16 protein-coding genes, 1 tRNA gene and 1 other RNA gene are annotated in these 15,616 nt (G+C 63.2%); 7 read left to right on the forward strand and 11 right to left on the reverse strand.

Annotated elements, in window-relative coordinates; genetic code table 11:
• Nucleotides 1–22: 22 nt before the first annotated feature.
• The 3 genes from glyQ to CWE16_RS11180 all read left to right on the forward strand — a co-directional run bounded on the left by glyQ (nucleotide 23) and on the right by CWE16_RS11180 (nucleotide 2,841).
• Nucleotides 23–895, forward strand: coding sequence for a glycine--tRNA ligase subunit alpha (gene glyQ, locus CWE16_RS11170; protein WP_131595454.1), 873 nt, complete (start codon nucleotides 23–25; stop codon nucleotides 893–895).
• Nucleotides 896–931: 36 nt separating this feature from the next.
• The gene (locus tag CWE16_RS11175; protein ID WP_131595456.1) at nucleotides 932–2,734 is read left to right on the forward strand and encodes a ComEC/Rec2 family competence protein; all 1,803 of its coding nucleotides are present in this window, start codon (nucleotides 932–934) and stop codon (nucleotides 2,732–2,734) included.
• Between the two features lie 20 nt (nucleotides 2,735–2,754).
• Nucleotides 2,755–2,841 (forward strand) — tRNA-Ser (locus tag CWE16_RS11180).
• A 24-nt stretch (nucleotides 2,842–2,865) separates the two neighbouring features.
• On the opposite strand, the gene CWE16_RS11185 is transcribed toward CWE16_RS11180, so the two are convergent.
• Nucleotides 2,866–3,123, reverse strand: a complete 258-nt coding sequence (locus tag CWE16_RS11185; RefSeq protein WP_185189932.1) for a hypothetical protein — start codon at nucleotides 3,121–3,123, stop codon at nucleotides 2,866–2,868.
• Nucleotides 3,124–3,199: 76 nt separating this feature from the next.
• On the opposite strand from CWE16_RS11185, the gene CWE16_RS11190 reads away from it, so the two are divergent.
• Nucleotides 3,200–4,438 (forward strand): glycosyltransferase, encoded by a 1,239-nt coding sequence (locus CWE16_RS11190; RefSeq protein WP_131595458.1) that lies wholly within the window; start codon nucleotides 3,200–3,202, stop codon nucleotides 4,436–4,438.
• Nucleotides 4,439–4,464: 26 nt separating this feature from the next.
• Nucleotides 4,465–5,187 (forward strand): sugar transferase, encoded by a 723-nt coding sequence (locus CWE16_RS11195; RefSeq protein ID WP_236629715.1) that lies wholly within the window; start codon nucleotides 4,465–4,467, stop codon nucleotides 5,185–5,187.
• Here the strand turns inward: CWE16_RS11195 and cbiB are convergent.
• The 5 genes from cbiB to CWE16_RS11220 all read right to left on the reverse strand — a co-directional run bounded on the left by cbiB (nucleotide 5,181) and on the right by CWE16_RS11220 (nucleotide 9,806).
• A complete protein-coding gene (gene cbiB, locus CWE16_RS11200) occupies nucleotides 5,181–6,182 on the reverse strand; it encodes an adenosylcobinamide-phosphate synthase CbiB (protein ID WP_131595460.1) in 1,002 nt (333 codons plus the stop codon). The two genes, CWE16_RS11195 and cbiB, sit on opposite strands and share 7 nt — an antisense overlap.
• Before the next feature lie 27 nt (nucleotides 6,183–6,209).
• Entirely contained in the window at nucleotides 6,210–7,205 is a 996-nt protein-coding gene (ilvC, locus tag CWE16_RS11205; protein WP_131456171.1) for a ketol-acid reductoisomerase, read from the reverse strand.
• A gap of 55 nt (nucleotides 7,206–7,260) precedes the next feature.
• A complete protein-coding gene (locus CWE16_RS11210) occupies nucleotides 7,261–7,863 on the reverse strand; it encodes an ATP-dependent Clp protease proteolytic subunit (RefSeq protein WP_131456173.1) in 603 nt (200 codons plus the stop codon).
• A gap of 80 nt (nucleotides 7,864–7,943) precedes the next feature.
• Nucleotides 7,944–8,618 carry an ATP-dependent Clp protease proteolytic subunit gene (locus CWE16_RS11215; RefSeq protein ID WP_131595462.1) on the reverse strand — a complete coding sequence of 225 codons (675 nt, stop codon included), beginning with the start codon at nucleotides 8,616–8,618 and terminating at the stop codon, nucleotides 7,944–7,946.
• A 30-nt stretch (nucleotides 8,619–8,648) separates the two neighbouring features.
• On the reverse strand, nucleotides 8,649–9,806 hold the full coding sequence (locus CWE16_RS11220; RefSeq protein ID WP_131595464.1) for a PIN/TRAM domain-containing protein: 1,158 nt from the start codon (nucleotides 9,804–9,806) through the stop codon (nucleotides 8,649–8,651).
• Between the two features lie 71 nt (nucleotides 9,807–9,877).
• Here CWE16_RS11220 and hemW point away from each other — a divergent pair, with 71 nt between their 5' ends.
• Nucleotides 9,878–11,137, forward strand: a complete 1,260-nt coding sequence (gene hemW, locus CWE16_RS11225; RefSeq protein ID WP_131595466.1) for a radical SAM family heme chaperone HemW — start codon at nucleotides 9,878–9,880, stop codon at nucleotides 11,135–11,137.
• On the opposite strand, the gene panB is transcribed toward hemW, so the two are convergent.
• A complete protein-coding gene (gene panB / locus CWE16_RS11230) occupies nucleotides 11,043–11,861 on the reverse strand; it encodes a 3-methyl-2-oxobutanoate hydroxymethyltransferase (RefSeq protein ID WP_131595468.1) in 819 nt (272 codons plus the stop codon). The two genes, hemW and panB, sit on opposite strands and share 95 nt — an antisense overlap.
• Before the next feature lie 43 nt (nucleotides 11,862–11,904).
• Here panB and ffs point away from each other — a divergent pair.
• Nucleotides 11,905–12,001: signal recognition particle sRNA small type (gene ffs / locus CWE16_RS11235), an RNA gene on the forward strand.
• A gap of 32 nt (nucleotides 12,002–12,033) precedes the next feature.
• Here ffs and ftsZ read toward each other — a convergent pair.
• The 4 genes from ftsZ to CWE16_RS11255 all read right to left on the reverse strand — a co-directional run bounded on the left by ftsZ (nucleotide 12,034) and on the right by CWE16_RS11255 (nucleotide 15,607).
• A complete protein-coding gene (gene ftsZ / locus CWE16_RS11240; protein WP_131595470.1) occupies nucleotides 12,034–13,185 on the reverse strand; it encodes a cell division protein FtsZ in 1,152 nt (383 codons plus the stop codon).
• 74 nt (nucleotides 13,186–13,259) lie between these two features.
• Complete coding sequence (locus CWE16_RS11245; protein WP_131595472.1) at nucleotides 13,260–14,105, reverse strand: cell division protein FtsQ/DivIB; 846 nt, start codon at nucleotides 14,103–14,105, stop codon at nucleotides 13,260–13,262.
• The gene (locus CWE16_RS11250) at nucleotides 14,102–14,512 is read right to left on the reverse strand and encodes a hypothetical protein (protein ID WP_131595474.1); all 411 of its coding nucleotides are present in this window, start codon (nucleotides 14,510–14,512) and stop codon (nucleotides 14,102–14,104) included. Before CWE16_RS11250 ends, CWE16_RS11245 begins: the two co-directional genes overlap by 4 nt.
• A gap of 33 nt (nucleotides 14,513–14,545) precedes the next feature.
• Nucleotides 14,546–15,607: a D-alanine--D-alanine ligase family protein gene (locus CWE16_RS11255; RefSeq protein ID WP_131595476.1), complete on the reverse strand. Its 1,062-nt coding sequence runs from the start codon at nucleotides 15,605–15,607 to the stop codon at nucleotides 14,546–14,548.
• Nucleotides 15,608–15,616 lie beyond the last annotated feature (9 nt).

A 15,616-nucleotide genomic window follows, 5' to 3' on the forward strand; every position in this document is an offset into this window, starting at 1 on the left:
GCGTGCGATCGGCCGCCAGCGGATGCACTTCCAGGACATCATCAGCACCCTCAATCGTTTCTGGGCCGACCAGGGGTGTCTGCTGCTGCAGCCCTACGACACCGAAAAAGGCGCCGGCACCATGAGTCCGCACACGGTGTTGCGTGCGATCGGGCCGGAACCCTGGGCGGTGGCGTATCCCGAACCCTGCCGCAGACCCACCGATGGGCGCTACGGAGACAATCCCAACCGGGCACAGCACTACTTCCAATACCAAGTGCTGATCAAGCCTTCGCCCGATGGCATTCAGGAGACCTACCTCGCCTCCCTTGAGGCCTTGGGGATCAAGGCGGCCGAGCACGACATTCGTTTCGTGGAAGACAACTGGGAGTCGCCCACCCTTGGGGCCTGGGGCGTGGGCTGGGAAGTTTGGCTGGATGGCATGGAGGTGACGCAGTTCACCTATTTCCAGCAGTGCGGAGGCATCGACTGCCGTCCGGTATCGATTGAAATCACCTACGGCCTGGAGCGCCTGGCCATGTATCTCCAGGATGTCGAGAGCATCTGGGATCTGAGTTGGAACGCAGAGCGCAGCTATGGCGATCTCTGGCTTCCCTTCGAAAAGGGACAGTGCCACTTCAATTTCGAAGCTTCCGATCCTGAGCGACTCAAGCAGCTGTTCGCGATCTATGAAGCTGAGGCCGCGGCACTGATCGAGAAGGCTCTGCCTGCACCGGCTCTTGACTTCGTTCTGAAGTGCAGCCACACCTTCAACCTGCTGGAGGCCCGGGGAGTGATCTCCGTGACCGAGCGCACCGCCACCATCGCCCGCATCCGCAATCTGGCCCGCAAAGTTGCGGAGGCCTGGCTGGCGGAGCGGGAGGCGCTTGGTTTCCCTCTCCTGAAGCAGCCTTAGCCGGGGGAATGCTCAGGGAAGCCTTGTCCCTGAGCGATGCCCGCTCGTCTGCCGAAAGCGCGGATCCTGCTGCTGTTTGTGCTGATGGCTCTGCTGTCGTTGCGCTTGTTGTGGGCCTCCGCACCCAACCCTGGGCCCCAGGATCCAGCGGCGTTGATCAGCACCAAGTCCCAGGCCGCGATGCTTTGGCTTGAGGGTCGCGTGTTGGCTGATGGTCCCCTGCGTGATGGGGCCTGTCGGGCCCTTGTGCAGGTGCATCGGATCGATGGCCAGCGCCGATCGGGGCGCACCGAACTGCAGTGGCGCCCCTGCCGGGAGGGATTGCGAGCGGGTGCCTGGATCCGTGCCAGGGGGCGTCTGCGAGCACCGGCACCTGCGGCCCATCCCCTGCTGAGTGCACCGGCTCAACGACTGGCGGCCCATGGGGCCTGGAGTCAGTTCCGCACCAAGGCGCTGGAGGTCACTGGGCAGGACTGGACCCCCCTGGCCGATGCCCGGCGACGGATTGCCACTCAATTTCAGGATGCGGCCGGTCCGGATCGAGGCGGTCTGCTGGCGGCGTTGGTGCTCGGCAGTGCCCAGGTGCAACTCTCCGCCGAGCTGCGCGATGGTTTTCGGGTTGCTGGCCTCTCCCACGCCCTGGCGGCTTCAGGCTTTCATCTGTCGGTCCTGCTTGGAACCACCCTTGCGATGGCCCGATCCTGGCCGGCGGCATGGCGACTGAGCAGCGGTGCCGGAGCGATGGGGCTGTTTCTGGCCCTGGCTGGTGCCCAGCCCTCCGTGGTGCGAGCAGTGTTGATGGGTTCGGTGGCGCTGTTGATTCGCGAGGGCGGGCAGCGCAGTCGACCGTTGGGGGTGCTGGTGTTCAGTCTTGTGCTGATGTTGTTGATCCACCCGGCCTGGTTGCACTCGATCGGGTTTCAGTTGAGTGCTGCTGCCACGGCCGGTCTGGTGATTACCGCCCGGCCACTGGAGCTCTGGTTGGCGGCCCGATGGCCGCATCGCCTCGGCCCATGGCTCTCCACCGCTCTCTCGGTGCCGTTGGCGGCCTTGCTCTGGACCCTGCCGCTTCAGCTGCTGCACTTCGGTTCGACGCCCTTGTATGCGTTGGTGGCGAATCTGCTGGCTGCTCCTCTTCTGGCTCCCCTAACCCTGGCGTCCATGGCCCTGGCCCTCGTGGTGCTCGTGCTCCCCGAGGGGGTCACCCTGCTGCTCCTGCCCTGGTTGATCTGGCCCGTAAAGCATCTGGCGGCGCTGCTGATCGCCATGGTGACTTGGATCAGTCAATGGCCTTTTGCTCAGCTGCTGACCGGTCGTCCTCAGCCTTGGGTGGTACTGCTGTTGGTGCTGGGACTGCTGCCTTGGTTGCTTCAACACTGGTGTGGTCTTCGCTTGCGAACCCTGCCGTTGTTTCTGCTGGCGGTGCTGATCCAGGCGATGGTGCAGCTTGCCGATGGGCTGGTGGTGGTGGAGCAGTGGGGACGCCATTGGCTGCTGGCACGTCATCAGGGGCGGGCCGCTCTCGTGAGCAGCCATGGGGATCGGCGGAGCTGTGCCCTGGCCCGCCGTCTCGTTGAGGCCCATGGCCATCGTCGTCTTGATTGGGTTGCGTTGCTCGATCCTGTGGCCAGCGATGCCTTGCCTTGCTGGCGTGCTGTCGCGCGCACGGTGCTGGCGGAACATCAGGGGCAGCCGCCTTTAGCCCCAGGCCAGCGACTGGCGAGTGCGGGGCTGGAACTGCAGGCTCCAGAACAGATGGCGGGACAGGGGGTGCTGTTGCTTCAGGCCGGTCGCCGCCGTATGAACCTGAGGCAGGCAACGGGTCGCCCCCTAAAGTGAGGTACGCCTAATCGGCGTTTGGAGAGGTGGCAGAGTCCGGTTGAATGCGCACGACTCGAAATCGTGTAGGGGTCACACCCTCGTGGGTTCGAATCCCACCCTCTCCGTTTCAAGCAGGCTTGGTCGATGGATCAGGAGTGAAATAACAGCACCAATCCCTGGCTCACCTGGTGAAATTCCCGTTCCTCACGGCTGAGATCCAGGCCCACTTGCAGGCCTTCTTTCATCGCATCTTCAAAGGGAGGCGTCAGCGGTGACTGGCTTTTGTTCCAGAGGGCGGCAATGCCAACAGGGGTGGCATGCCATCGGAAGCAGCTGGTTTCTCCAATCGATGGTTCGCTCAGCGACTCCTCCAGCAGGGCGTGGATCGCCATGTTCGTCGTGGACATCGATCCAGCTTCGAGAGGGTGCACGAAAGGCGCAACCTGCTGAGAGACTTCGTGATGAATCTGAGCCCTCCTTTTGATGCCAGGCGAGGCCTTGCCAAACCTGCCCGGTCGCATCGCTTTAGTGCACGAGTGGTTTACCCCTCGCTCGGTGGGTGGTGCTGAGCAGGTGGTGGCGGCCATGGATGACCATCTCGCCTCCCGGGGCATCAGGCCTGATCTTGCGGCCCTCGTGGATGGAGAAAGCAGCCGTCCTGGGAGCCGCTGGCAGGGGCGTCACATTCTGACCAGCCCGATTCAGGCGCTGCCCTGGGGCACCTCCCATGTGCAGCAGTATCTGCCCCTCCTGCCCCTGGCGATCGAGCAGATCGACCTCTCCGATTACCCCCTCGTGATCAGCAGTAGCCATCTGGTGGCCAAGGGAGTTCTCACGGCTCCAGATCAGCTTCACATCAGCTACGTGCACACTCCCGTGCGTTACGCCTGGGATCAGATGCACGCCTATCTGCGTCGCTCTGCCCTGGTGCGTCGTGGCTTCGGACCACTCATCCGCTGGCAGCTGCATGCACTGCGCCAGTGGGATCAGCTCAGTGCGCAGCGGGTGGATCATCTTCTGGCCAACTCCAGGTTCACGGCCCGGAGGATTCAACAGTTCTGGGGGCGCCAAGCTCAGGTTCTGCATCCGCCCGTACAGGTGGAGCGCTTCCGCTGGGACCTCCCTCGCTCTGACGTCTATCTCTGCGTCTGCCGTCTTGTGCCCTACAAGCGGGTGGATGTGGTGGTGGAGGCCTTTAATCGCCTTGGGTTGCCACTCCTCGTGGTTGGAGACGGGCCAGAGCGCTCTGCTCTGGAGCGACTGGCGGGACCATCGGTTCAGATCCTTGGGCGATGTCCCCAGGATCAGGTCGAGAGGCTGATGGGAACTTGCCGGGCTTTTGTGTATGCCGGCCTCGAAGATTTCGGCATTGCCCCAGTGGAGGCGATGGCGGCCGGCGCCCCCGTGATCGCTCTTGGACGGGGCGGCTTGCTTGACAGTGTCCGCTGTGCGGCAGCCGGGGTGTCCGCCCCGACTGGCGTGCTGTTTTCTGAGCAAACTCCGGCCGCTGTGGCTGAGGCAGTGCGCTGGTTTGAAGAGCGGCGCCTCTGGCAGGAGCTTGCCCCTGAGTCCCTTCGCCTGTGGGCCGAGCGTTTTCGTCCGGAGGCGTTTGCGTCCCGCTTTGAGACGCTTGTCGACCGCCTCTGGTTGGCCCATCGGAAGGCCTGTGCCGTTGCGGCGAGTGACCCTGGTGGGCTGCCGGAGCTCGGGCGTTGCGATTGAGTGGAATGAGACGCGTGGGAAACGAAATGGTTAGCACCCTGCGTCGTCAGGCCAGCCGTCGACATCTGCGATTGCTTGCCGCTCCGCCTTCCACCCTGCCGGCCGGCCTGCTCGTGCGTCAGCAGAGTGGCTTCGGTCGCACACTCAAGCGCAGCGGCGATGTGGTGTTTGCCCTGACTGTGCTCAGCCTCGGTGCTCCGGTGCTTCTTGTTTTGGCCGTGCTGGTGAAGCTGAGTTCTCCCGGTCCGGTGTTTTACGTGCAGCGGCGTGTTGGGCGCGGTTATCGGCATTTCGGTTGCATCAAATTCCGCACCATGCGTGCCGATGCCGATCAGGTGCTCGCCAGGGTGCTGGCTGAATCAGCAACGATGCGCGCCGAATTTGAGCGGGACTTCAAGCTGCGTCAGGACCCCCGTATCACCCCGATCGGTCGTTTCCTGCGTCGCTCGAGTCTGGATGAGCTTCCTCAGTTCCTCAACGTGTTGAGGGGGGAGATGAGTGTGGTCGGCCCTCGGCCGATCGTTGATAAGGAGATTGAGCGTTACGGGCCCTACATGGATGAGGTTCTCGCTGTGCGCCCTGGCCTCACTGGGCTCTGGCAGGTGAGTGGACGCAACAACCTCAGCTACGCCAAGCGGGTGCGGCTGGATCTGGCCTATGCCCGTGGTCGCTCGTTCCTTCTTGACTTGGCGATCATCCTGCGCACCTTCGGAGTGCTCCTGCTCCCGATGGATCGGGGCGCTTACTGAGCGACGGCCAGACGGCTGATCATGAGAGCGACCAGAAGCCATGCCCCTTCAAGGGCAAGACTGAGGTTCAGGATTCTGTGCACGGCGCTCTGATTGACATCGGGCATGCTGCCTGCGAGGACTGGTTTGTTCACCCAGCGGTCGCCATAGCGATTTCTGCCGCCGAGGCGAATACCAGCGCAGTGGGCATAGATCGCCTGGGAGCGTCCTGCATTCGGTGATGGATCGGGGCGGCCATCCCGTTCAGCGGCACGCACCAGCCGTAGCCAAGCGCTCCAAGGGCGACAGATCAGGGGCAGGCTCACCATCACCAGGCGGCAGGGCAGCCAGGTGAGCCAATCGTCGAGCCTCGCTCCAGCGGTCCCTAGCCAGCGAAGCCTTCCGGTTCGATAACCCAGCATCGAATCAAGGGTGCTGCTGGCCTTGAAGGCCCAGGCCAGGCAGAGCGGACCGGGACCTCCTTGCCAGCCGAGTTGCCAGAGGCCAGCACCGACCAACATCCAAAACAGGGGTGCGAAGAGTCCGTCCACTGCGTTTTCACTGGCGGTTTCCGCCGCTGCTCGCAGGATCTCAGGTTCTTGCAGGCCATCCGTCTGGCGTCCAACGATCCAGCTCAGTCGTTGGCGTGCCGATGACAGGTCACCGCCATCTGAACTGGGAAGCGCCTTGAGGACTGCCAACACGCTGGACCGCAGGCTGCGCGCGGCCAAGGCACTGGCCAAGCCGATCACCAGAAGGACCGTTCCCGAGGCTGAGAACAGCGGGGACAGCGTTGGTTGGGCCGCTCTTTCGATGCACCAGCCGCATCCGGCACTAGCGCCCACCAGCAGCACGGTGATCAGTGTGCCGCCGGCCCTCAGGGCCCAGGGTCGATCGCCAGCCAGGCGTTCGACCCCTGCTCGCAGGATTGTGATCCAGCGCCCCATCCAGATCACCGGATGGGGACACCAGCGGGGATCGCCAACCAGCAGGTCGAGACCTGCGGCGGCAATCACCAGGAGAAAAGGGTGAATGGCCCCTGATCAGGCGGCTTTCAGCCAGCTGAACATGGAGCGCAGGCCCTTGCCCACCTTTTCGATCGGATGCTCGGCATCGCGGTCGCGGATCTTCTTCATTTCAGGCTTGCCGGCTTCGCATTCGGCCACAAAGTTGCGGGCAAAGGTGCCGTCTTGAATGTCGGAGAGGATCCGCTTCATCTCTGCCTTGGTATCGGCGGTGATCAAGCGCGGGCCACTGACGTAGTCGCCGTATTCCGCAGTGTTGGAGATGGAGTCGCGCATGGCGGTCAGGCCACCCTTCACCATCAGGTCCACGATGAGCTTCACTTCGTGGAGGCACTCGAAATAGGCGAGCTCGGGCTGATAACCCGCTTCCACCAGGGTTTCAAAGCCAGCCTTCACCAGCTCAGAGAGACCACCGCAAAGCACGGCCTGCTCACCGAAGAGATCGGTTTCGGTCTCCTCCTTGAAGTTGGTTTCGAGGATGCCGGCGCGGGTGCCACCGATGCCTTTCGCGTAGGCCATCGCCAGCCCACGGGCGTTGCCGGAGGCGTCTTGCTCGATCGCGAACAGGGCGGGAACGCCCTGACCGTTCTGGTATTCCCAGCGCACGGTGTGACCAGGGCCTTTTGGGGCGATCATCACCACATCCACATCGGCGGGGGGCTTGATCAGGCCGAAGCGGATGTTGAATCCGTGGGCGAAGCTCAGCACCTTGCCGGCGCTCAGGTGGGGAGCGATCTCCTTGTCATAGACGTCTTTCTGGAATTCATCGGGCAGCAGCACCATGATCCAGTCAGCCTTGGCGGCCGCATCGGCCACGCTCAGCACTTCCAGTCCATCCGCCTTGGCCTTCTCGGCGGAGCGGCTGCCCTCATAGAGGCCCACCACGACGTTGACGCCGCTGTCCTTGAGGTTCAGGGCGTGGGCGTGGCCTTGGGAGCCGTAGCCGACGATGGCCACCGTCTTGCCGCTAAGCAGCGAGAGATCAGCATCGGAGTCGTAGAAGAGCTGGGCCATCCGGGCGGAATTCTTGAACGGAATAACGCCTGAGCTTACGCAAACGCCAGAACGCTCAGGCGTCGTTGGGGTGGGCGATCACCCGATCGATGAGGCCGTAATCCTTGGCTTCCTCAGCGCTTAGGAAGTAGTCGCGGTCGGTGTCCTTCTCGATCTTCTCGAAGCTCTGACCGGTCATGTCTGCCATCGAACGGTTGAGCATCTCCTTGATGCGCAGGATCTCGTTGGCTTCGATTTCGATGTCGCTCGCCTGCCGCTGGGCGGTGCCGCCAAGGGGCTGGTGGATCATGATGCGGCTGTGGGGCAAGGCCAAGCGCTTGCCTTTGGTACCTGCTGTCAACAAAAAGGCACCCATCGAGGCGGCCAGGCCCACACAGATGGTCACCACGTCGCTCTTGACGTATTGCATGGTGTCGTAGATCGCCAGACCGGCGGTCACGGATCCACCTGGGGAGTTGATGTACAGGTAGATGGGTTTGCTGCTGTCTTCGGAATCCAGGTACAGCATCTGGGCCACCAGGCTGTTGGCGATGCCGTCATTCACTTCCTGGCCCAGGAAGAGAATCCGCTCAACGCCAAGGCGGGTGTAGATGTCGACCCAGCGCTCCATCTGGCTGCCGGGGAGGCGGTAGGGAACGCTGGGGGTACCGATCGGCATGGCTCGAGCAGAAGTGAGAGGGGCTGGGCGGTGTGAGCTGTGATGTTGAAGCGATTCCGGCTTCAGGCCTGGTCAGCTGGTCAGAGAGAGGCCGGAGGACTGGTGGGTAGGTCCTTTCGACTGCTGAGCACCCGATCAATCAAGCCGTACTCCACAGCCTGTTCCGGTGTCAGATAACTCATCCTGTCGGAATCCTTGGAGAGCTGCTCGACGCTGCGCCCTGTGTTCTCCGAGAGAATTTCGAGCATCGCCCGCTTGTTGTGGAGCACTTCCTTGGCACGGATCTGAATGTCCGTGGCCTGGCCGCGGGCGCCGCTGCGCGGCTGGTGCAGCACGATCGAGGCATGGGGCAGGGCGGCACGCTGCCCTTTGGTGCCGGCGGAGAGGATCACCGCGGCCGTACCCATGGCCTGGCCAATGCAGATCGTGTGCACAGGGGGCTTGACGTAGCGAAGGGTGTCGCAGATCGCGAAGGCTTCGGTCTCGAAGCCAATCGCATCCCCTGTGTACCAACTGGTGCCGGTGGAGTTGATATAGAAGTAGATCGGCTTGTCAGGGTTGTCGAACTCCAGGTAAAGGAGCTGAGCAATGATCAGTTCGGTCACATCAAGCCCGAGCTGACGCTTGGTGTCATCGTCGGAGAACAGCGGAAGACCGAGATAGACGATCCTCTCCTTGAGCATCAGCGAGGGCAGATCCGGTGGCGGAGTCCGCAGCACCGTGGAATCCCCGTAGTAGGGCGCTGACGTGGTCATCCTCTGCACATCCCCTGGCGTCTCGGGAGCCTAGCGGGGGTTGGCCGGAGGCCGCTCATTTCCTTTGCTTCCACTGTTTCCTCGTGGGGAGCGGTTGGCCTTGGCTGAGCGTGGGGCAGAGGATTCTTTCTCCAGGCGGGCAAACACCATCCGCCCGCTTGGGTTCTGCAGGGCACCGGTCACGACCACGGGTAGGCGGTCACCGATCGCGGTGCCGGCTCCTTCCACGACCACCATGGTGCCGTCGTCGAGGTAGCCAACGCCCTGGTTGTTTTCCTTGCCCTGGCGAACGATCTTGAGCAGAAGTTCATCGCCTGGCTGAACCTCTGGACGCAGGGCGATCACCAGCTCACTGAGGTTCATCACCTTCAGCTCCTGCACCTGGGCCACTTGGGCGAGGTTGAAATCAGCCGTCACTAGGGTGCCGCCGGTATCGGCGCTCAGCTGCAGCAGGCGGTCGTCGGTTCCAGCTCCGTCGTAGCGGGTGGTGTTGATCACCAGTCGGCGACCGTAGGTTTCGCGAAGATCTGTCAGCAGCTTGAGCCCGCGCCGGCCACGGGCCCGCTTCTCAGCATTGGCGGAGTCGGCCAGCTGCTGCATCTCATCAATCACCGTCTGGGCCACGATCACCTGGCCCTCGAGCAATCCGCAGGCCAGGAGCCCGCGAATGCGTCCATCAATGATCACGCTGGTGTCGAGGATCTTGGCGCTGGCCGGAGTCAGCACCCCATCGGCCACCAGCAGCGCCTCCGTCGACGACGGGTTGAACAAGCGCAGGAGCGTGCGGCCATGCACTTCAGCGAGGTTGTAGCCCAGCACTCCGAAGAACACATTGCTCAGCACCGCCGCTAGCGGCTTCACCAGTGACACGGCACCGGCGAGGGGCAGCAACAGGATCGGGGCGAGGAGCAGGTTGGCCACTAGCAGCCCAAGAATCAGGCCCACGGCTCGGCTGACCAGCAGATCCGTGGGCATGGTGCGCACTTGGCGCATCAGCTGTTGACGCAGTCGGCGAAAGACCAGGCCAGCAATCAGACCAATGAAGGCGCCAAAGCCGGTGAGCACCCAGCGCACACCTTCGACATTGGTGGTGTCGTTGAACAGATCCTGAGGCAACAGATGCACGCCCATCCAGCCGGCTGAGGCACCTGAGATCAGAAACACAAGCAGGATGAGCGCTTCCACCATGGGTTCAGGTCGTGGCTGCTCACTCCAGTTGCAGGCAGCATGCACCATCTTCCGCCGCTTGGCCCGGGCAGATGTCCGCACCCCGTAGCGCCTATCTCCATATTCCCTTCTGCCACAGGCGTTGTTACTACTGCGATTTCGCGGTGGTTCCACTGGGGGATCGCGTGGATGCTGCCGGCGGGCCCGGTCAGGCTTCGATCGAGGCCTATCTCGCGCTGCTCCATGAGGAGATCGCCCTGGCGCCCCCAGGCCCGCCCTTGAGCACCGTCTACATCGGGGGCGGGACCCCATCCCTGCTGACACCAGCACAGATCGAGACCCTGCTCCATCGATTGGAGGACCGCTTCGGGGTGCAGCAGGGGGCGGAAATTACCCTGGAGATGGATCCGGCCAGCTTTGATCAGGCCGCTCTGGGGGCATTGCTCGCTGCCGGAGTCAATCGTGTGAGCCTGGGTGGTCAGAGCTTCGACGATGGGGTGCTGACCGCGCTGGGTCGACGGCACCGCCGGCTGGATCTGCTGCAGGCCTGCGACTGGTTGCGGGCGGCCGAGATCGATGGTCGTCTCTGGAGCTGGAGCCTTGACCTGATTCGGAATCTGCCCGGTCAGACGCGCTCCGGATGGGAGGAGCAGTTGCACGAAGCCCTTCAGGTGGGTGCTCCCCATCTGTCGATCTATGACCTAACCGTTGAGCCCGGCACCGTGTTCGCCTGGCGGCAGCAACGGGGTGAGCTGGACCTCCCCGAGGAGGACGAAGCGGTCGCTGTGATGGAACGCACCACTGAGCGCCTCCAGCAGGCGGGGTTCTGTCGGTATGAGATTTCCAACTACGCCAGACCCGGTCACGCCTCCAGGCACAACCGGGTGTATTGGAACGGTGCCGGTTGGTGGGGGTTTGGCCTCGGTGCCACCAGTGCCCCCTGGGGGCAGCGGCTGGCAAGGCCGCGCACCCGCGAGGCCTACGGGCTCTGGATTGCAACGCAACGGCAAACCCTCGACCCTTCCCTGCAAGCCGCCTTGGCGGAGCGGCTTCCCCTGGATGACCGTTTGCTCGTGGGACTGAGGCGCCGCGAAGGTGTGGATCTCTGGGCGAGCGCCAGCGCCAGTGGCTGGGATCCTTCCCTTTGCCGCCGACATCTTCCCGATCTGGAGCGTCGCTGGACGCAGGCGGAAGCGTCTGGACTGATTCAGCGTTGCGGTAGGCGCTGGCGCCTCAGCGATCCGGAGGGAATGGCCCTCAGCAATCAGGTGCTTCTTGAAGTGGTGCGCTGGTGGGAGGCGCTGCCCCCTGGCGTTGCTGTTCCACCCAACCCTTCAGGGCCTCAATCATGAGCTGACGACCAGGGATGAGGGCAGGGCTGAAGGGGGGCTGCACAGGGGTCAGGCCGAGCAGATCGGCGGTCACCCGTACCTGTCCATCGCAGGACGCGCCGGCTCCGATGCCGATCGCAGGAATCGTCAGTATCGCCTGGACCTTGGCGGCCAGCTCCGCCGGCACATGCTCCAGCACCAGGGAGAAACAGCCCGCACTCTCAAGCGCCTGGGCCTGACGCAGCAGCTTCTCCTGGCTACGGGGATCCTGCGCCTGCTGGCGGTAGCCCAGACGATGCACCGCCTGAGGGGTCAGTCCCAGATGCCCCATCACAGGGATCCCCATGCGGACGAGGCGATCGATCACCGCCACGACCTCCGGTTCAGCCCCCTCCAGCTTCACGGCGGCGGCACCAGAGTCTTTGAGTAAAAGTCCGGCTGCCGCAACGGCTTGATCCTCACCGCACTGGTAGCTGAGAAAGGGCAGATCGCAGATCACCAGTGGCTGTTGCTCCAGCGGGCCGCTCAGCCCTCTGCAGACCGCCTGGCAGTGATGCAGCATCTGCTCCAGGCTGACCGGCAGGGTGGTGGCATGGCCAAGTACCACCATTGCCAAGGAATCACCGACCAGCACAAGGTCTGCACCAGCGGCCTGCACCAGGGCTGCTGACAACCCATCCCAGGCGGTCAGCACAGTGATCGGTTGACCGGTCTGTTTGAAACGGATCAGGTCAGATGGGCGCATCTGCCTCTCCAGGCCAGCGGAGGTCCATTGCTAGCATCGCAACGACTCGGACCCATGCGGTTCGGACGCCCAAACCTGGTCAGGACCGGAAGGGAGCAGCCACACGGGATGCTCAGGGCAGGCGTGGACTCCGGGTCACCCCCTTCCAAGTGGAGATTGGACGAGGAACTCCTCAGCCGATCTCCCCATCGCGCCTGAGCTGACGCTGGCGCAGAAATTCAGGGATGCTGGCGCCGGCCTCAGGGGCTGGGCTGAACGAGGGCGTTGCATTAGTGCTAGCCCGTCGCTCACTGCGGTAAGGCTGACCGTTCTCAAACCCCGTGGCGATCACGGTGACGTGGATTTCTCCTTCGAGACGCTCGTCCACGACCGCACCCACAATGATGTTGGCCTCGGGATCCACCACGTCGTAGATCACCTCTGAGGCAGTGGTCATGTCTTCCAGGGTCATGTCGCGACCACCGCTGATGTTGATCACACAACCCTTGGCGCCATCGATGCGAGCAGCCTCCAGGAGGGGGCTGTTGATCGCGGTCTGAGCCGCTTCGATGGCGCGGGAGCGTCCGGAACCCACGCCGATGCCGAGCAGGGCGGTGCCAGCTTCAGTCATCACTGAACGCACATCGGCGAAGTCCACATTGACCAGGCCGGGGCAGGTGATGATGTCGCTAATGCCCTTCACACCCATCCGCAGCACGTCGTCAGCACTGCGGAATGCTTCCTGCAGAGGGGCACCGGCGATGGCATCCCTGAGACGGTCGTTGGGAATCACGATCAGGGTGTCGACGTGCTCCGCCAGACGGGCAATGCCTTCATCGGCCTGGCGCATCCTTCGACGACCTTCGAAACCGAAGGGTTTGGTGACGATGCCAACGGTGAGGGCACCGCTCTCCTTCGCGACCTCCGCGACCACGGGAGCAGCACCGGTACCGGTGCCACCGCCCATGCCGGCGGCGATGAATACCAGATCGGCACCCTGAAGAGCCTGCTGAAGGTCAGCCCTGGATTCTTCGGCCGCCTTCTGGCCGATGCTGGGATTGCCACCGGCACCAAGGCCACGGGTCAGGGTCTGTCCAAGCTGAACCCGGTGGTCTGCTGCCGACTGCAGAAGGGCTTGGGCATCGGTATTAAGAACCCGGTAGGAGACCCCCTCGAGATCGCTCTGAATCATTCGATTCACAGCATTGCTGCCACCACCGCCAACGCCGATGACTTCAATGCGGGCGGACTGACTCGGAAGAATCCCTGTGCTCTCGGGGCTGGGGGATTGATGTGTGCCCATCATCTCCATCGTTAAGGCCGAACCGTTGAGCTGTGGGTGCATTATGTCCCTGCGGTTCGCATCCGCTGCAAATTTTGGTCAGCCTGAGGCGTGCTGCCTCGCCCAGCAACAAAGCGTCAGGGTTTGCTGTCTGTGGGTGCTTTCTTGTTCAGCTGCAGCTCCGGACGGCTCGGATCACTCAGATCAAGGCTGCTGCCCTGCTGTTGCCTCAGCTGGGCGGGAAGACTTCGGCTCAGCTGGGCCATCGTGACCATCTGTTGCTGCATCAGGCCTGGATCGGAGCCGAGATGCACCAGCCCAAGCCCGGTCACCTGAAGACTGATTCCCCCCTCAGGACTGATCAGGACCCGCTGGAGTGTCCCGCCCAGCTGCGCACGGTTCTCGAGCAGCAGTGCGATGGCGTCTCTCTGGCTAGGGATCCAGCCCTTGATTTCAATGCTCGTTTCCGGTTTGTCTCCGTGGGCGGCCATCGTCGCCGGCATCCACTGGCCTCGCCGATCAACCATTCCCCGCTCGACTCCGCGGGGTCCGGTGCGACTGGCCGTTGCCATCGGTCGACGGTCGTCGAGTTCCACATCGAGTCTTGGAGGCAGCAGGCGCCGCCGCACGGCGGCTGATTGCACAGGCAGCTCCAGCATCAGGGTCTGCTCCATCGCATGGGGATCCAGGCCAAGGAGGGGCTGGGGGAAGCGCAGGCCAGCCGCTTGGCTTACGGCTTCCACCCCCAGGCGTTCGCTGCCGCGGACCTGAAGCTGTTGGGGGCTGCGCAGGGTCCATCCTTGGGTGAGGAGCACCCAGCCAAGGCCACCGGCGGCTGCGCTGAACCACAGCAGGCGCCAGAGCTGGATCAAGCGATCTTGACGGTGCTCGCGACGCAGGCGACGACGGCGTTCGACGCCAGGGGGGAGCGGCGCTTCAGTGGTCCGCGAGGCTGATTTTGAGGCTGGACGGCGACGGCTCACAGGTCGCAGCGTGCCGTGGCCATCAACTGGCCCATCCAGCTGCGGGCTCGCTCCGCATCCGAGAAGGGCACATCCATCTGCTGCCCTCCACCGATCAGGCGCAAGCGACAACGGCCCTGGGATTCATGGGCCAGTGGCGCTTCTCCTGAGGCAAGGGCCATCAGTTCGACCATTTCCAGGGTCTTGATCGCAAAGCGTCCTTGCTCTTCAAACTTTCCGGCTGAAAAACTGCTCCAGTGCAGTTCACCATCCTTGACGCGGGCGGCGCCGCAGCCATCGAGTTTGGCTAGTTCCGCGCCTTCAGCCCAGCTGCGGAACAGCGATTGGCGACGGCGCTCCAGCCAGCCCAGGGCTGCTAGCAGCACAAAGACGAGAAGAAGCGGAAACCAGAGCAATCCGTGAATCATCGCCAGTTCAGAGCCCAGCCTTTCTCCAGGTGCTCATTCTCGCGCGTTCTCCACCAGTCGTGCCACCAGTGTTTCCAGGGGTAGCCCGCTGGCGTTCCAGAGCATTGGGTACATGCTCAGGGAGGTGAAACCTGGAAGCGTGTTGATTTCATTGATCCAGAGCCGGTCTTGATGGTCGTCGTAGAAAAAATCAACGCGGGCCATCCCGCTCACGCAGAGAGCGCGGCAGGCCGCAAGGGCCATCTGGCGCACTTGATCGGAGTGATGGGATGCAATCGGGGCGGGAATCAGGGTGTGGCTGAGGCCGTCGCTGTATTTGGTCGTGTAGTCGTACCAGTCGGCGTCAAAGCGGATTTCACCCACCACCGAGGCCTCGAGTGTTTTGACACCGATCACGGCACATTCCAGCTCTCGAGCCTTGACTCCCTTCTCCACCACGATGCGCTGGTCGAGTTCAGCGGCGAGATCGAGGCCTTCGTTCAGCTCCTGACGTGTGCGCGCTTTGCTGATGCCCACCGAGGAGCCGAGGTTGGCCGGTTTCACAAAACAGGGATAGCCGAGCTCTGTCTCAATGCGCTCCAGCAGCTTGGAGCGCTCTTCGGGCTTGGTGAGTTGCTCAGCATTGAGACCCACATAGGGCACCTGGGCGAGTCCGGCGGCAGCGAAGGCCGCCTTCATGGCCAGCTTGTCCATCCCCAAAGCAGACCCGAGCACGCCAGCCCCCACGAAGGGCTTGCCCATCAGCGTGAAGAGGCCCTGCACGGTGCCATCCTCACCATTCGGACCATGCAGCACCGGGTACCAGACTTCGATGGACGCAGCGCCGGATGGCAGGCCACCAAACCCTTGCGGGGGTAAAGGATCGGGAAGATCACTGTTCTCTGCCGCTTGGCCGCTGGCGAGCACAGCCTCAGCGACAGCTTCCGGCCACCAGCGGCCCTCCAGATCGATATAAAACGGCGTGACCTCGAAACGCTCTCGGTTTGCAGCGCTGCGCAGGGCGGTGATCACGGTGCTGGCCGACCGGATCGAGACCGCGTGCTCTCCTGAGGCACCACCGAACACCACGCCGACGCGAACTGAAGAGCTGGGCATGGAGAGGTG

The sequence above is a fragment of the Synechococcus sp. BS55D genome (assembly GCF_004332415.1).
GTDB lineage: Bacteria > Cyanobacteriota > Cyanobacteriia > PCC-6307 > Cyanobiaceae > Synechococcus_C.